This window comes from Bifidobacterium sp. M3-N-101 (assembly GCF_023656805.1).
Lineage (GTDB): Bacteria > Actinomycetota > Actinomycetes > Actinomycetales > Bifidobacteriaceae > Bifidobacterium > Bifidobacterium breve.
The window spans coordinates 123,524-138,009 of sequence record NZ_JAMOKQ010000004.1 but is presented as its reverse complement, the minus strand read 5'-3'; the positions used below and the strand labels follow the sequence as shown (position 1 = coordinate 138,009).

The following is a 14,486-nucleotide window of genomic DNA, read 5'->3' as shown; positions in this document are numbered from 1 at the left end:
GAACCATATCCAACGACTTTGACGAGTCCTCCTCAAACAAGGAGACCTCGAAAGGCCTGTCATGGTGGTACTCGACCGACGTAATCAGCCAAGACAAGGACGACCGGGCCTCCAAGCGCATCCGGCGCATGACGCTCACGGATCGCCTCATCAGGCATCCGGGCCGCCTGTCCATTCTGTATTTTTCCGTATTGATATTGCTGTCGACCGGATTATTGATGCTGCCCATCTCCACTACGAATCACGATGGCTTCAGCAACTTTCCGGTGTCGTTCTTCACCGCGGTCTCCGCCCTGTCCACCTGCGGCATTCCGGTGGTGAACACCGGCGAGTACTGGTCGATGTTCGGCCAGTTGGTCATCCTGTTTTCCATCCAGTTCGGTGGACTTGGCGTGATGACCTTTGCTTCGATAGTCGCATTGGGTGGTTATTCCGCAGGCGTGGCCAGCGCCGGCAACCCAGCATGCCTGTTCATTCTTGCGGCCGCAATGATTGTCGGTCGAGGCTTCCGTAACCATCACCGGCAACCTGTTGGATGCCGGCATCTCCGACCTGTGGGCCAAATCGGTCTCTCAGAAGCACGCCCGCATTCTGCAGCGCATTGGTGCCCACCATATCATCAATGCGGAAACCGATGCCGGCAAGCGCGTGGGTCATCTGGTGGCTGGCAACTATCTGGATTACATCGAAATCGACGGCCCATACAACGTCGTGAAGATTCACACCCCGCTGTACGCGGTGGGTCGCAACATCGAGGATGTGCAGGTGCATGACAAGTACGGTGTGACCGCGGTCGGCATCAAGGCCCCGGCAAGGAATTCCAGTACGGTTCCAAGGAACTGATCATGCATCGCAACGATGAGCTCATCATCATGGGCAAGCAGGATCAGATCGACCGCTTTATCCAAGGCTGATTCTCGCGATACCCCCGTCCTGTTACTATATACCCATAATGCAAACGTTAGCATTAGCTCATCAACGATGATGACACTTGCGGTACGCAAAGCACAGGAGGTATCTTGCATCACCACACCGGCAACACAGGGCACGTACGTAACGGAAATTATGGGCTCATTACCGTGACGACCCGTACCACATTCGCCGACGATGTACGTTTTCGCACCACCATGGTCACCGGCACGCTTGAGGCAAACACCATTACCGGCAATCAGCTGATTGTCGACAATGGTACAGTGAGATGTTCCGGCGATGTTCATGTCGAGCGCATTGCCGGCAGAGGCAGAATCATCACCGATGGCAGCATCATCTGCGGCGGCATCGAGCTCACCGGCGACCTGCACTCCGGCGGAGATATCACGTGTAACGATGATTTGCTCGTTAAGGGATCGCTGACCAGCCGTCATATCCGCGCGCGCAACATTCTGCTCCACGGCGTGCTTCAGGGGCATCGCATCAACGGCAGCAGTCTGGAGATCCGGCCATTGCGCAGCGCGATGTTCACCAGATTCGACATGCTGAAATATGAGGGAGGCAGCTCAGCCTCGCATATAGACGTCAACAAGATCGAGGCTCATCGGCTGACGTGCCGTACGTTACAAGCCGGCACTGCCATATTGTGTGATAACAGCATGGTGGAGCATGCTATTTGCTCGACTTCAATAGGTCTTGACCGAACATCCTGTGTGATGCTGGTCAACCGAGAATGCCGAAGATATCATTTGAAAACCGCATAAAGCAGATATTCCGCATTACCGTGCATGCCTTCAATGGGACTGTCGGCCGTATTGACGACGTGCAGCCCGTGCTGCCGCGCACAGGCGACGACATCGGCAAGGGTCTGCTCGCGCAATGCCGGATCGCCCACAATGCCATGCTTGCCGAGTCCTTGCCGACCGACTTCAAACTGCGGCTTGACCAGCAGCACCACCTGAGCGCCGGGAGCGGCGATGCGCGCAATCACCGGAATCACATAGGTCAGTGAAATGAACGAGACATCGGACACGATCATCGCCGGGCGATATGGCAAATCATCGGCCGTGACTTCACGGATATTGACGCCGCTCATTTCGATGACGCGGTTATCTCCTGCAATACGCGGGTCAAGCTGCCCATGCCCCACATCGAGGGCCACGACTCTGGCCGCTCCCCCGCGCAGTAGCACATCGGTAAATCCACCGGTGGATGCACCGATATCCAAACATTCCAGACTTTGCGGCCCGGTCAGCCCATCGTCGGCAAAGGCCTTGAACGCGCCAAGCAGCTTGTAAGCTCCACGAGAGACATAATCATCACCCTTATCCACGGCAAGCTCACAATGACCGGCTTTGACCATGAATGACGGCTTGGCGATGGTCTCTCCGCCAACACGCACATGTCCGGCCTTAATAAGGCGCTGCGCCTTGGATCGGGACTCAACGAGATCGGAGGCCACAAGCATCATGTCAAGACGGTCAAGCGGCATTGCGGGATCAATCGGATGTTCTGACATCAATCAGTCACGGCTCTCGTCGAGCTCACTGTGCAATGAGTCAAGCACATTGCGGTAAATCTCGAGCTTGCGGTCATTGTCCTGATTGTCAATATCCACAAGATCCGGGTACCGTTGCGACACCGGCGTACGGCCGGCTGACTGAGGTTCGCTGTTCATCGCTGCTCTCCAAGGACAAAGTTCGGCACCATGGATTCATCCATCTGCGCGCCTTTGTCGGCGGCTTCCCAAGCGGCACATACCGCAGCACGAAGACCATCCATACTCGTGGGATCACTGACCTGAACCCGTCCGTTTTCAAACCATGCGCTGGCCTTGCGGCACTCCCAAGTACCGTCCTCGCAACGCACCGGTTCGCTCTGAATCTCGCCAAGCTCGCGCAGATCACGGGCGATGAACGTGGGGCGCAAGTGTTCGGGAGCCAGCATAAGCTCGGTCGGGTTGGTCACGCCGGTCAACACAGCCAGCGAATCATAGCCGCCACGGTTGCCTGCCTCGATATCCGTGTCGAGACGATCGCCGATGGCGATGGACGACTCTTTGGGCACCAAGTCATGACCTTCGGCGGCGTTGAGTTCACGCGCTTCATCGTACATATAGGCTTCCGGCTTACCTGCGGAGGCCACTGGTTCGACGCCAGTGGCGGTGATCACGGCTCGAATCATCGAGCCGCAGCCGGGCGCTATGCCCATTTCACGCGGAATGGTCAGATCACGGTTAGTCACGAAATATGTGGCTCCGGCTTCGACCGCATAGGAGACTTCAGCCATCATCTGCCACGTCATCTCGGGATACCATCCCTGAATAACCGCCTGCGGATGGTCTTCCGGGCCATTCACGATGGTCAAACCGTTTCGCGTGACCTCATCACGAAGATGATCGGCACCCAATACCTGCACGCGCGCACCGGCCGGCAACGCTTTGGCTACCATACGGGCCGCCACCACCGAGGAGGTGATGACCTGCCACGGTTCCACATCCAGGCCAAAACCCTTGAGCTGATCGGCCACCACATGCTGGAATCGTGAGGAATTGTTGGTGGTGTACTCGATAGTCATGCCGGCCTGTTCGGCAGCGCGGATGGAATCAGCCGCATAGTCGACCGGGTTCTTGCCGCGGTACACCACACCGTCGAGGTCCAGCAGCGCAAGCTGATAGGCCTCGGCAAGCGGACGATCGGTGCCTTTGAGAAAACGGGTCATTACGCCGCTCACTCCTCGGTTTCTTCAGATTCGGCTTCGGCGGGAGCATCATCAGCCGACTCTTCGGATTCGGCCGGTTCGTCGCTCTCCTCGGACTCCTCAGTGGCATCAGATTCAGCTACGTCGGATTCCTCCGCAGCTTCATCATCTTCCGGTTCCTCGGCGTCTTCTGATTCCTCAGGCTCCTCAGACTCTTCAGGCTCAAGCTCTGGAGCATACTGTGCTTCGGACGGGTCGATACCGAGGGTTTCCATCACTTCGGAGTCGTCGGTGATGTCCTCAAGATCATGGTCAACGACCACGTCATCGCTATCCTCGTCGATGTCTTCGTCGGCGTACTGGTCTTCAAGGCGGTCAAGCAAATCGTTAAGCTGCTCGGCTTCCTTGTTGCGGCCGGCTTCCTCGAGGAAATACTGTTCGGCTTGTACCGCACGCATGCGGTACTCCCCCGGCAGACCCTGCGAACGTCCGACGGCGTGAACCACATCAATGGCCTTATCCCACATTTCCAAATCACCGAGAGCGCCAGCGTACACCAGGAACATCTCGACCTTCGGAGAGCCATGCAGTGCCTTGCCCTCGTCGGACAGCGCCAGTTCCACGGCCTTCTTCGGGTTGCCAAGGCCACGCTCGCAGTCGGCGATGAACGGCAGGTAGTCCTGGAATCCGTTCATGCGGTAAGCGGTGCGGAATTCGCGCAAGGCGAGCTTGTAGTCGCCTTGACGGTAGGCGATGAATGCCAACGTTTCACGGGCGAAGTCAATTCGGGAAGCCTGACGAGCCACCCACTTGGCATGCTCGAGAGCATTCTGAGGATCGTCCTCCTCCTGCGCAAAGGCGGCGAGAATATGCAGACCGATGTTCTCCGCGTGCTCCTTGGACAGGCCGCGCAGACGCTCCCTCTCATCCGAGGACAGCATCGACCATTCCATACCCTTGGGCATCTTCGGCTCGTCAGGGCGACGATCGGTGTACGGGTTCTGCGAGGGGAAGCTCATCGTGCCGTCGGAATTGCGGCGCGGACGGTTCATGTATTCAGAGCGCTTCTCCTCACGGTACTGGCGCTTCTCCTCCTGAGAGAACTCGCGGTAGCCGTCACGGCGGTCATTGTCACGACGGTCATCGCGACGGAAGTTGCGGCGATCGCCATCCCTATGGAAGTCACGACGATCGCCATCGCGACGGAAATCACGGCGATCATTGTCGCGGTGCTGGTAGCGCGGGTTCTCGCCGTTCTCGCCTTCGTGGGAACGGTAGCCACCCTCGCGGCGCGGCTTGAAACCGTCGCCGTCGCGGCGCGGACCATTGCCGCGGTAGCCGCCCTTGTGGAAGCCTCCGGACTTGCCGTAGGACTTGCGGTAGCCGCCGCGACCTTCACCATCACCATCGCGACGCGGCGCGTAACCCTCGCCATCCTCGCGGTGACGCGGCTTGAAACCCTCACCATCATGGTCGCGACGCGGGCGGAATCCTTCGCCGTCACGACGCGGACCATTGCCGCGGTAGCCGGAACGACCACCCTTGTGGAAGTCGCCGCCCTTGCCGTACGACTTGCGGTAGCCGCCGTGGCCTTCACCATCACCATCGCGGCGCGGCGCATAACCCTCGCCATCCTCGCGGCGACGCGGCTTGAAACCCTCACCATCATGACGCGGCTTGAAACCGCCCTTGCCGCGCGGCTTGAAACCCTTGCCACCGCGGTTGCCCGGTCGGCGATCGCCATACCCCTTATGGCCGCCGCCGTAGGACTTGCCGGAACGCTCGTTACCTTCTGCCATTACTTGTTTTCCTTAATTCGTTGTTGATTAACGGTTTTCCACGGCGCCGAGCGCCTTCTTGCCACGACGGATGAGCGCGAAGCGGCCGGCCAGGAAGTCAGCTTCGGCCAGCACCTGCTCCTCATCCTCGATACGGTTGTTGTTGAGATACACGCCACCGGACTTGATGGCGCGGCGTGCCTCGGAAGCGGACTTGAACAGTCCGGCAGCCTGGGCGGCGTCGATCACGCGATCGCCGGGCTTGGAGACGGGGAAGACGTGCTCGCCGTTCTCGTCGACCACCTTGAAACCGTCGAGCACGGATTCCAGCGTTTCCTCATCGATGTCTTCGAGGTTGCCACCGCGTCCGAACAGCGCACCGGAAGCGTCAATGGCGGCCTGGGTAGCGGCCTCGCCATGCACGAAGCTGGTGACCTCCCAGGCGAGGGTCTTCTGGGCCTCGCGCTTGCCGGGGTTGGTCTTGGATTCCTCGACCAGTCGTTCGATTTCGGCCTTGGGCAGGAAGGTGAACGCCTTCAGCAGGCTTTCCATCTCCACATCCGGGCGGTTGATCCAGAACTGGTAGAACTTGTACGGGCTGAGCATCGTGGCATCGAGCCAGACGGCGTTGCCCTCGGACTTGCCGAACTTCTTGCCGGAAGCATCAGTGATGATCGGGCTGGTGAACACATTGACGTCCACACCGCGCACCTTGTGAATCAGGTCCAGGCCGGAGGTGAGGTTGCCCCACTGGTCGGAGCCGCCGAGTTCCAACGTGCAGTGGTATTCGTCAAACAGGTGGAGGAAGTCGTTGCCCTGCAGCACCTGATAGCTGAACTCGGTGAAGGAGATGCCTTCCTCGGAGTTCAGGCGGCGAGCCACGGTGTCTTTGGCCAGCATGGTGCCCAAGCGGAAGTTCTTGCCGACATCGCGCAGGAAGTCGATGACGGTCATCGAAGCGGTCCAATCGTAGTTGGACACGAAACGCACCGGGTTGGCGCCTTCAGTCTCCAAAATGCCGCCGATCTGGTTCTTGAGGCGGTCGGCCCAGCCGGCCACCACGTCCTTCGGATTGAGCGTGCGTTCACCTGACTGGCGCGGATCGCCGATCAGACCGGTGGCGCCACCGACCAGGGCGATTGGATGATGGCCTGCCAACTGCAGATGACGCATGTTGATGAGCTGCACCAGATTGCCGATATGCAGGGATGCAGCAGTGGGATCGAAGCCGCAATAATAGGTGATGGGCTCGCCGTTCAATGCTTCCGCAAGTCGATCCCTGTCCGTGGACTGAGAAATCAACCCGCGCCATTCCAGTTCCTCAAGCAGGGTGTTGAAACCCGCTTCCTTGAAGTCGGTGACGTGAGCCATAGCCTGTCGCTTCTCCCTATCGAATTGTGTATAAAACCGCCCAATTGGGCACAGTCAAGTTTCGCAGAACATGGCGACAGTGCCGAACACCAGCCGAGCCGCGCGATTCAGTAAAACGCCTTATTCTAGCGGCGCGGGCCCATAAGTTCGCGCAAAGAGTCGATGATGTCCTGACGATTCGGCACCTGGAACTTCGGGAAGGACTTGAGCATACGCTTCTGCTGTGCGTTGATAACACCGTTGGCTGCCCAACGCAGACGCTCAATCGTATCCTGCGAGAGCTCGCGCATCTTATCGGATACCGCACTGGAACCCCATTGCCACGTGTCGCCTGCTCGTGCAGCCACATCCTGCACCGTTTGAGTAACGGAGTCGAGCACCTGCTCGAATTCGAGCATGCCTGCCACCGTGACCGCTAAATCAATGATGGTGACCAGAGCCAGTACCGTGACCAATGTGTGCAGCATTGGCACAGGAATCAGGTCAGTGAACTGTGCCACGTATGGTTGGGCGCCGAGCACAATCACCACACCGGCAATACCGAAAATCACCGCCCCTAAAAGGCACACACGCCCTTGGACATTGAAACGGAAATTCGAGTAATCCCACCAACGTGCGTGGAAGAGCTCCTCCATAACCCACGAGGTCGTGTATTCAAGAATCGTGGCGCCGACCATCGAAATCAGAAAGATGATGATTGGATTATGGAGATTGCCGAGCACGGCGATGCCCAGTACCGCACCGGTGCCGTAAATCGGGCACAGCGGACCGTTGAGGAATCCACGGTTTACCAAGCGACGTTCTTGGCAAGAAACAAGGATGGATTCATAGACCCAGCCCACAAAGCTGTAGAACAGGAACCAGAGGAAGTAGTGTTCAAGCGCAATCATCATCGGCGGTAATCACCTTGTAACGCGGTGTTTGATGTGTGCCTCCAACGAGGGCAGATGTGGCTTGTTGAACCGGTCGAACGAGAACGTTTCGGCGGTGGCCGAAAGCTTATCCGACAACGTGACAAGGTATCCTTCGATATAGGCGGGCGGCACAGGGGTCATCGGGAACATATGGTTTTCGATGCTGTTGCGTTCGATGTCGTTGAGGTCAAAATCCTTCAAAGCGTTCATCAAGGCCGCATGGCCATGGGTGAAGCCGTGCCAACGGTGCTGCCCGTTGTCCCAGTCGTGCCAGTCGTACAGGAAGTAGTCGTGCAGGAGAGCCGCACGAATCAGAGACCTGAGATTCACGCGGTACCAGAGATGTGCGCGATCCGCCAGCCAAACGGCGAGGCACGCCACACGTATGGAATGCTCGAATGTGGTGACATTGCCGTGCTGATAGCAGCAACGTTCGATCTGCATGTGCTGATGTTCGATGACTTCACGGCCATGCTTGGCGACCAAGCGTTGAATCTGCGCTCGAGTGAGCAGGCGTCCCACGGTTTCGTCCTTCCCGTTCGGGCTGGTTCGGTTCATTCCATGTGATTACCCGACAACATTCAAGTATTTATCGGGTAACACCGTGACCGATTGTAGGGCACGCACATTACCGTGCACACTCATCCAAAAGAACGACAATAGGAACTGTTCGAGAAATCTTTGCGCTTAGCACGAGTCAGTGCAAAGATCTCTCGAAATCAGGGATTATTACGAGAATTCCTTGCGCCGAGAGGTCAGAGATACGTTGCGGCCAATCGGCTGTTGAGCTGTTAATCGTGGAGGGATTCGAGATAATCAAGATAGCCTTGGAAGCCTCCATAGAGGCTGGCCACATCGTAACCGCGATCGGCGAGAATTTCGGCCACTTCCTCGCTCCACCAACCTTGGGCGCAATAGACCACAACAGTTCGATCCTTGGGCACGGTTTTGAGTACATGAGCCAATGGATCAAGAGGAGCATTGATGGCACCTTCGACCGGGTGAGCGGCGAAATCGGCCGGTTCCCTCAAATCGAGCAGCGTAACCGTATTCGGGTCGAGCTCGGCGAATTCTTCCGGCGTGATGTGACGATACGCACACTCACCGCTCTCATCGGCATCAACCACATTATGCAAAGCAATAGGCATGTTCTTCCCCTCTCGTTCTGATCTTGGCTCCCCTGGAGGGGAACTGTCCGCGTAGCGGACTGAGAGGAGGCTTGCTCAACCGCAACAACTCCCCTCAGTCACCTACGGTGACAGCTCCCCTCAGAGGGGGAGCCATATAGCTCTAAATCGCGCAGGCCGGCTGAATATAGTTGGCCGAGTCAATGGCGGTGATGGTCGGTTGCTCACCACACACCGGGCAATCCGGCACATGCTCCGGCAATGGCACCCGTCGAATATTCATGGTCAACGCATCCACGGTGAGCATGCGGCCCACCAACGGCTCCCCCACGCCGACTATCAGCTTGACGGCTTCAGTGGCTTCCAGACTGCCGATCACGCCGACCACCGCACCCAAGACGCCAGCTTCCTTGCAAGTCGGAATCTCGCCAGCGGCAGGCATGTCGCGGAAAATACAGCGATAGCACGGGCCTTCACCGGGAATGACGGTCATCACCTGACCTGCGAATCCGACCACACCCGCATGAATATACGGTTTATTGGCCAATACACAAGCGTCATTGATAAGGAACTTCGCGGCGAAATTGTCGGTGGCCTCTATCACCAGATCGTATGCCCCGATGAGGCCGGCGATATTGTTGGCATCAACAAGCTCATAGTAAGTGTCGACCGTCACGTCCGGGTTGAGTTCACGGATGGCCTCAGCCGCTGACTCCACCTTGGGCTCGTTCACCCGTGCAGTGGTGTGGATAATCTGGCGTTGCAGATTGCTCAAATCCACCATATCGCCATCCACGAGTCCGATGCGACCGACTCCGGCTGCCGCCAGATACAGAGCAACCGGCGAACCGAGCCCGCCCGCGCCGATAATCAGCACACTGGAAGCCAGCAGACGCTTCTGCCCTTTGACACCCACGCCCTTCAAAATCAGATGACGCGCGTACCGCTCCACCTGTTCATCCGTCAATGCCATGTTTTCTCCATGTTTCTGCCCTCTCCGGAGGGACGCTGTCATCACAGGTAACTGAGAGGAAGTTTTAACGCTGCCTCGCGAATTCCTCTCAGTCCGCTACACGGCCAGCTCCCCTCAGAAAAGGGAGCCAATACCCAATCAGTGCAAATACCCCGTGGTCGGACTGGACGGCACGGCTTGTCCCTCGGTCACCTTGCCAAGGCCAGACAGATACGCGGAACGACCCGCATCGATGGCGTGCTTGAACGCCTCAGCCATCAACGGAATATTGCCAGCGGAGGCCACAGCCGTGTACGCCATCACCGCATCCGCACCCATTTCCATGGCATCGCAAGCCTGGCTCGGGCGTCCGATGCCGGCGTCGATGATGACCGGCACGTGCGCGTTGGCGATGATGATTTCGATAAAATCACGCATACGCAAACCCATGTTGGAACCAATCAGCGAGCCGAGCGGCATGACGGCGGCCGCACCAGCTTCTTCCAGCTGACGGGCTGCGATCGGGTCCGGGAACATGTAGGGCATGACCACGAAGCCTTCCTTGGCCAGCATTTCAGTGGCACGAATGGTTTCGGCGTTGTCCGGCAGAAGGTACTTGGTTTCATGCTCGATTTCGACCTTGACGAAATCAGTGTGGCATACTTCGCGGGCCAGTCGCGCAATACGCACGGCCTCCTCGGCATTGCGCGCGCCAGAAGTATTCGGCAGCAGCGTAATGCCCTCAGGAATGTAATCAAGCACGCTGTTCTCGGTGGTCTGCGCGCGACGCAATGCCATGGTGACAATCTGCGTACCGGCGTGCTCGACCGTGGCCTCGATGAGGTTCAGGTCATAGCGGCCGGAACCCAAGATGAATCGCGATTGGAATTCGTGGCCTCCCAGATTCAGCGGCTTGTCTTCCACCGGCAGAATCGGCGCAGCGGTACCGACCGGATTGGTGACGGCGGGCTGCGGCGGCAGCGGCGTCGCCTCAACGGATGCTTCAGTAACCGGATTGATATTGCTCATAGCTCTTCCTTTCAGCCACCCTGAACAAACTGTACGATTTCCATAACGCACTGGTCGTCAAGCATGGCATCGGCACGCTTGTCGCGCGGAATAATCTCACCATTAAGTTCGATGGCCACACGTTCGGCGCGGAATCCGTGTGCTTCGAGATAGTCGGCAACGCTGACCGGCGTATCGAGCTTGACTTGCTCTCCGTTGACCTGCATAACAACCTTTCCGAATAGTAAAAAAGGGTGCACGAAACGAACCGTACCTTAAGTGGTGCGCCCATTCATGAACCCAATCATGCGACCGTGTGGCCGCCGCGATGCATTGGCTACACCACGACCCGTCATACGGCTAAATTATGCAAACGGAATGAAAGACTGTTGCAGGAAACCTAACAAATCAAGAACAACGATTCCTTACGGCGGCATGACCCGCGTCAAGTTCCCCGGTCGAAGTCTGGCAACTTCCTCTCAGCCTTACGGCTCCCGTTCGTTACGATTATTCAGTGTAGGCCGTTGCGATGACAACGCAAGACCTAGCTCCCGCTGGCGGGAGCTGGCTCGCGGAGCGAGACTGAGGGTGGTCATGTGGACGAAGACCTTCGCAACCACCCCCAGTCGGCTTCGCCGACAGCCCTCGCCAACGGGAGCGCACAGTTTAAAACGTGCCGGGGGCCTTATACGCGGAACCGTCAGAAGTGGAGGCCGGGAACAACTTGAGCTCTTCGACGCTGGCCTTGGCGTCGGCAATCTGCTCGCGCACACGACCATAGGCGGTGCCGCCCTTGCCGTTGCGAGAGTCGACCGAACCGTGGCTGGAGAGCACTTCACGCACGCCCGGAGCCTTGCCGGCCGGCAGGAATGCGGCGAAGGTCTCGATGAAGTCCTCGTCGGTCAGATCCCAGAGTTCCTGGCCACGGCCTTCGGCGAGCTTGACGCAGGCACCAGAGAGCTCGTGAGCATGGCGGAATGGCACGCCGTTCTTGACAAGCCATTCGGCGATGTCAGTAGCCAGAGCAAAGCCGGTCGGCGCTTCCTCTTCCAGGCGGTCGCCGTCGAAGTGCATGGTCTTGACCATGCCGGTGAAAGCAGGCAGCAGCACTTCGAGCGTATCGACCTGGTCGAACACGGCCTCCTTGTCTTCCTGCAGATCGCGAGCGTAGGCGGTGGGCAGACCCTTCAGAGTGGCCAGCAGACCGGTCAGATCGCCAATGAGACGGCCGGACTTGCCACGGGCGAGCTCGGCGATATCCGGGTTCTTCTTCTGCGGCATGATGGAGGATCCGGTGGAATAGCCGTCATCGAGCTTGACGAAGGCGAACTCCTGAGTGTTCCAGATGATGATCTCCTCGGACAGACGGGAGATGTCCACGCCGGTCATGGCGGCCACGAACGCGAATTCGGCCACGAGATCGCGTGCGGCGGTGCCATCGATGGAGTTGTCGGTCACGCGGGAGAAGCCGAGCTCACGCGCCACGGCCTCCGGGTCGAGGCCGAGCGTGTTGCCGGCCAGTGCGCCGGAGCCGTACGGGGAGGCGTTGATGCGCTTGTCCCAGTCGATCAGTCGCTGCACGTCGCGGATCAGCGGCCAAGCGTGGGCCATGAGCTGGTGCGCGAGCAGCACCGGCTGGGCATGCTGCATATGGGTGCGACCCGGCATCACGGTGCGGCCGGCCTTTTCGCTCTGCTCGATCAGTGCGTTGACCAGGTCAAGCAGCAATCCGGCGATTACGCGGGAGTGACGGCGCAGCCACATGCGAATCAGGCAGGCGATCTGGTCGTTGCGAGAGCGGCCGGCACGCAGCTTGCCGCCGAGTTCGTCGCCAGCGATGTCGATGAGTCCGCGTTCAAGCGCAGTGGCCTCGTCCTCATCGTCTTCGATAGGAGCGAAGGAGCCGTCATCGACGTGACGCTGGAGCGTATCGAGTGCGTCTTCCATGCGCTGCAGTTCGTCGGCGGTCAGGAGTCCCGCACGGCCGAGAGCACGGGCGTGGGCGCGGGAACCAGCGATGTCGTCGTCAGCCAAACGCCAATCGAACTGCGTGGACTTGGACAGTCGGGCCAACTCCGGAGACGGACCGGATGTAAAACGACCACCCCACAAGGCCAAATGTTCGTTGTTCTCAGTCATGAAAGCTCCTTGAAAAGTGAAAATAGCTGTGTTTAAGCGTAGCAATGTGTTCAAACATACAGTTGCCCCCGCTGGCGAGGGCTGTCACATGGAGTGTGACTGAGGACAGTCCTTTCAAAGACCACTCCCAGTCAGCTATGCCGACAGCCTCGCAGCGGGGGCGACTGAGTAAGAATCACTCGACGGTGTTCTTCGGGACCTCGATGCCGTTGCCGAACTTGACATCGCGGGCGGCAGCCACGCGGGACGGCAGGCCGTAGATGTCGATGAAGCCGTTGGAGGACTTCTGATCGAAGGTATCGCCGGAATCGTAGGTGGCGAGCTTGTAGTCGTACAGCGAGGAGTCGGAACGACGGCCGGTCACCACAGCGCGACCGCCATGCAGAACCATGCGAATCTCACCGGACACGTACTTCTGGGTGTCCTCGATGAAAGCGTTGAGCGACTGGGTAGCCGGGGAGAACCACTGCGCATCGTAAACCAGCTCGCCCCAGCGCTTGTCGATGTCGCGCTTGATGCGGTGCTGTTCGCGCTCGAGGCAGCAGTTTTCGAGTTCCTGATGAGCGGTGATCAGGGCCACGGCGCCCGGAGCCTCGTACAGCTCGCGGGACTTGATGCCGACCAGGCGATCCTCGATGAGGTCGATACGGCCGATGCCCTGGGCGCCAGCACGTCGGTTCATCTCTTCGATGGCCTGCAGCGGAGTGACGTCGCGGCCGTCGATCTTGACCGGGATACCTTCCTTGAACTCGATGACAACCTCATCTTCGACCGGCGGGAAGGCCGGGTCGTCGGTGTAGGAGTAGCAGTCCTTGGTCGGACCGTTCCACGGATCCTCGAGGAAGCCGGTCTCGATGGCGCGGCCCCACACGTTCTGATCGATGGAGTACGGGGACTTCTCGGTCTGGGTGATCGGCAACTTGTGCTCCTTGGCGAACGCAATCTCGACGTCACGGGTCAGGGAGAGATCACGAATCGGGCTGATGGCCTTGAGCGTCGGGTCGATGGAGGCGATGGAGACCTCGAAACGAACCTGATCGTTACCCTTGCCGGTGCAACCGTGGGAGATGGTGTCGGCGCCGAACTGGTGGGCGGCGCGCACGAGGTGCTTGGAGATCAGCGGGCGGGAGATGGCGGAGACCAGCGGGTAGACGCCTTCGTACATGGCGTTGGCCTTGAGGGCCTTCATGCAGTATTCGTTGGCGAATTCGTCACGGGCGTCGACCACGTAGGATTCGATGGCGCCGCAGGCGAGGGCGCGCTCCTTGATGGTCTCAAGGCTTTCACCGCCCTGACCTACATCGAGGGACACGGCCACGACGTCCTTGCCGGTGCGCTCCTTCAGGTACGAGATGGCGACGGAGGTATCAAGACCACCGGAGTAGGCCAGAACAAGGCGATTGTTATCTGCCATGAGTTCCCTTTCATTCAAGGTCCAAAAAAACAAACTGATGTAAGTATATACAGAGGATTGTATATTTATGCACGGCGTGTTGGGGAGGATTGGGCAACTCTCCTCAGTCGCCTACGGTGACAGCTCCCCTCACCTTGGGGGGGGGCAAGAAAA

Annotated in this window: 15 protein-coding genes, 1 pseudogene and 1 riboswitch; of the genes and pseudogenes, 2 read left to right on the top strand and 14 right to left on the bottom strand. The window is 58.6% G+C overall.

Features of this window, described 5'->3' with window-relative positions; genetic code table 11:
- Positions 1 to 241: 241 nt before the first annotated feature.
- Positions 242 to 373, bottom strand: a complete 132-nt coding sequence (locus tag NBH12_RS10835; RefSeq protein WP_021649823.1) for a hypothetical protein — start codon at positions 371 to 373, stop codon at positions 242 to 244.
- A 122-nt stretch (positions 374 to 495) separates the two neighbouring features.
- Here NBH12_RS10835 and NBH12_RS04235 point away from each other — a divergent pair.
- Together NBH12_RS04235 and NBH12_RS04230 are read left to right on the top strand one after the other, a co-directional pair.
- Positions 496 to 914, top strand: a pseudogene (locus NBH12_RS04235) (TrkA C-terminal domain-containing protein); the annotation flags it as partial.
- Positions 915 to 1,019: 105 nt separating this feature from the next.
- A complete protein-coding gene (locus tag NBH12_RS04230; RefSeq protein ID WP_016463102.1) occupies positions 1,020 to 1,694 on the top strand; it encodes a hypothetical protein in 675 nt (224 codons plus the stop codon).
- On the opposite strand, the gene NBH12_RS04225 is transcribed toward NBH12_RS04230, so the two are convergent.
- The 13 genes from NBH12_RS04225 to NBH12_RS04165 all read right to left on the bottom strand — a co-directional run bounded on the left by NBH12_RS04225 (position 1,676) and on the right by NBH12_RS04165 (position 14,333).
- Positions 1,676 to 2,449, bottom strand: a complete 774-nt coding sequence (locus tag NBH12_RS04225; RefSeq protein ID WP_250819207.1) for a TlyA family RNA methyltransferase — start codon at positions 2,447 to 2,449, stop codon at positions 1,676 to 1,678. The two genes, NBH12_RS04230 and NBH12_RS04225, sit on opposite strands and share 19 nt — an antisense overlap.
- Positions 2,450 to 2,452: 3 nt before the next feature.
- Complete coding sequence (locus NBH12_RS04220; protein WP_003828837.1) at positions 2,453 to 2,608, bottom strand: hypothetical protein; 156 nt, start codon at positions 2,606 to 2,608, stop codon at positions 2,453 to 2,455.
- A complete protein-coding gene (locus NBH12_RS04215) occupies positions 2,605 to 3,651 on the bottom strand; it encodes an HAD-IIA family hydrolase (RefSeq protein ID WP_003831241.1) in 1,047 nt (348 codons plus the stop codon). The genes NBH12_RS04220 and NBH12_RS04215 overlap by 4 nt, the downstream gene beginning before the upstream one ends.
- An 8-nt stretch (positions 3,652 to 3,659) precedes the next feature.
- Positions 3,660 to 5,429 carry a tetratricopeptide repeat protein gene (locus NBH12_RS04210; protein ID WP_250819206.1) on the bottom strand — a complete coding sequence of 590 codons (1,770 nt, stop codon included), beginning with the start codon at positions 5,427 to 5,429 and terminating at the stop codon, positions 3,660 to 3,662.
- Positions 5,430 to 5,456: 27 nt separating this feature from the next.
- Positions 5,457 to 6,779 (bottom strand): tyrosine--tRNA ligase, encoded by a 1,323-nt coding sequence (tyrS, locus tag NBH12_RS04205; RefSeq protein ID WP_003831242.1) that lies wholly within the window; start codon positions 6,777 to 6,779, stop codon positions 5,457 to 5,459.
- 125 nt (positions 6,780 to 6,904) lie between these two features.
- Positions 6,905 to 7,672, bottom strand: a complete 768-nt coding sequence (locus NBH12_RS04200) for a putative ABC transporter permease (RefSeq protein WP_250819205.1) — start codon at positions 7,670 to 7,672, stop codon at positions 6,905 to 6,907.
- Between the two features lie 9 nt (positions 7,673 to 7,681).
- Positions 7,682 to 8,215 (bottom strand): HD domain-containing protein, encoded by a 534-nt coding sequence (locus NBH12_RS04195; RefSeq protein ID WP_025221391.1) that lies wholly within the window; start codon positions 8,213 to 8,215, stop codon positions 7,682 to 7,684.
- Positions 8,216 to 8,484: 269 nt separating this feature from the next.
- On the bottom strand, positions 8,485 to 8,841 hold the full coding sequence (locus NBH12_RS04190; RefSeq protein ID WP_025221390.1) for a rhodanese-like domain-containing protein: 357 nt from the start codon (positions 8,839 to 8,841) through the stop codon (positions 8,485 to 8,487).
- 142 nt (positions 8,842 to 8,983) lie between these two features.
- On the bottom strand, positions 8,984 to 9,793 hold the full coding sequence (thiF, locus tag NBH12_RS04185; protein ID WP_250819204.1) for a thiazole biosynthesis adenylyltransferase ThiF: 810 nt from the start codon (positions 9,791 to 9,793) through the stop codon (positions 8,984 to 8,986).
- A 138-nt stretch (positions 9,794 to 9,931) separates the two neighbouring features.
- Positions 9,932 to 10,801 carry a thiazole synthase gene (locus NBH12_RS04180; RefSeq protein WP_250819203.1) on the bottom strand — a complete coding sequence of 290 codons (870 nt, stop codon included), beginning with the start codon at positions 10,799 to 10,801 and terminating at the stop codon, positions 9,932 to 9,934.
- 11 nt (positions 10,802 to 10,812) lie between these two features.
- Entirely contained in the window at positions 10,813 to 11,007 is a 195-nt protein-coding gene (gene thiS, locus NBH12_RS04175; RefSeq protein WP_003828811.1) for a sulfur carrier protein ThiS, read from the bottom strand.
- A gap of 177 nt (positions 11,008 to 11,184) precedes the next feature.
- Positions 11,185 to 11,288: riboswitch (TPP riboswitch) on the bottom strand.
- Positions 11,289 to 11,446: 158 nt separating this feature from the next.
- Entirely contained in the window at positions 11,447 to 12,919 is a 1,473-nt protein-coding gene (argH, locus tag NBH12_RS04170; protein ID WP_250819202.1) for an argininosuccinate lyase, read from the bottom strand.
- 175 nt (positions 12,920 to 13,094) lie between these two features.
- Positions 13,095 to 14,333 carry an argininosuccinate synthase gene (locus NBH12_RS04165; RefSeq protein WP_003828800.1) on the bottom strand — a complete coding sequence of 413 codons (1,239 nt, stop codon included), beginning with the start codon at positions 14,331 to 14,333 and terminating at the stop codon, positions 13,095 to 13,097.
- Between the last annotated feature and the right edge of the window lie 153 nt (positions 14,334 to 14,486).

Bases quoted from the DNA above. Each gene is read 5' to 3' on its own strand.
- argH (WP_250819202.1), bottom strand. From the start codon at position 12,919: ATGACTGAGAACAACGAACATTTGGCCTTGTGGGGTGGTCGTTTTACA.
- NBH12_RS04165 (WP_003828800.1), bottom strand. From the start codon at position 14,333: ATGGCAGATAACAATCGCCTTGTTCTGGCCTACTCCGGTGGTCTTGAT.
- thiS (WP_003828811.1), bottom strand. From the start codon at position 11,007: ATGCAGGTCAACGGAGAGCAAGTCAAGCTCGATACGCCGGTCAGCGTT.
- NBH12_RS04220 (WP_003828837.1), bottom strand. From the start codon at position 2,608: ATGAACAGCGAACCTCAGTCAGCCGGCCGTACGCCGGTGTCGCAACGG.
- NBH12_RS04225 (WP_250819207.1), bottom strand. From the start codon at position 2,449: ATGTCAGAACATCCGATTGATCCCGCAATGCCGCTTGACCGTCTTGAC.
- tyrS (WP_003831242.1), bottom strand. From the start codon at position 6,779: ATGGCTCACGTCACCGACTTCAAGGAAGCGGGTTTCAACACCCTGCTT.
- NBH12_RS10835 (WP_021649823.1), bottom strand. From the start codon at position 373: ATGGAAAACAGGATGACCAACTGGCCGAACATCGACCAGTACTCGCCG.
- NBH12_RS04215 (WP_003831241.1), bottom strand. From the start codon at position 3,651: ATGACCCGTTTTCTCAAAGGCACCGATCGTCCGCTTGCCGAGGCCTAT.
- NBH12_RS04180 (WP_250819203.1), bottom strand. From the start codon at position 10,801: ATGAGCAATATCAATCCGGTTACTGAAGCATCCGTTGAGGCGACGCCG.
- NBH12_RS04210 (WP_250819206.1), bottom strand. From the start codon at position 5,429: ATGGCAGAAGGTAACGAGCGTTCCGGCAAGTCCTACGGCGGCGGCCAT.
- thiF (WP_250819204.1), bottom strand. From the start codon at position 9,793: ATGGCATTGACGGATGAACAGGTGGAGCGGTACGCGCGTCATCTGATT.
- NBH12_RS04190 (WP_025221390.1), bottom strand. From the start codon at position 8,841: ATGCCTATTGCTTTGCATAATGTGGTTGATGCCGATGAGAGCGGTGAG.
- NBH12_RS04200 (WP_250819205.1), bottom strand. From the start codon at position 7,672: ATGATGATTGCGCTTGAACACTACTTCCTCTGGTTCCTGTTCTACAGC.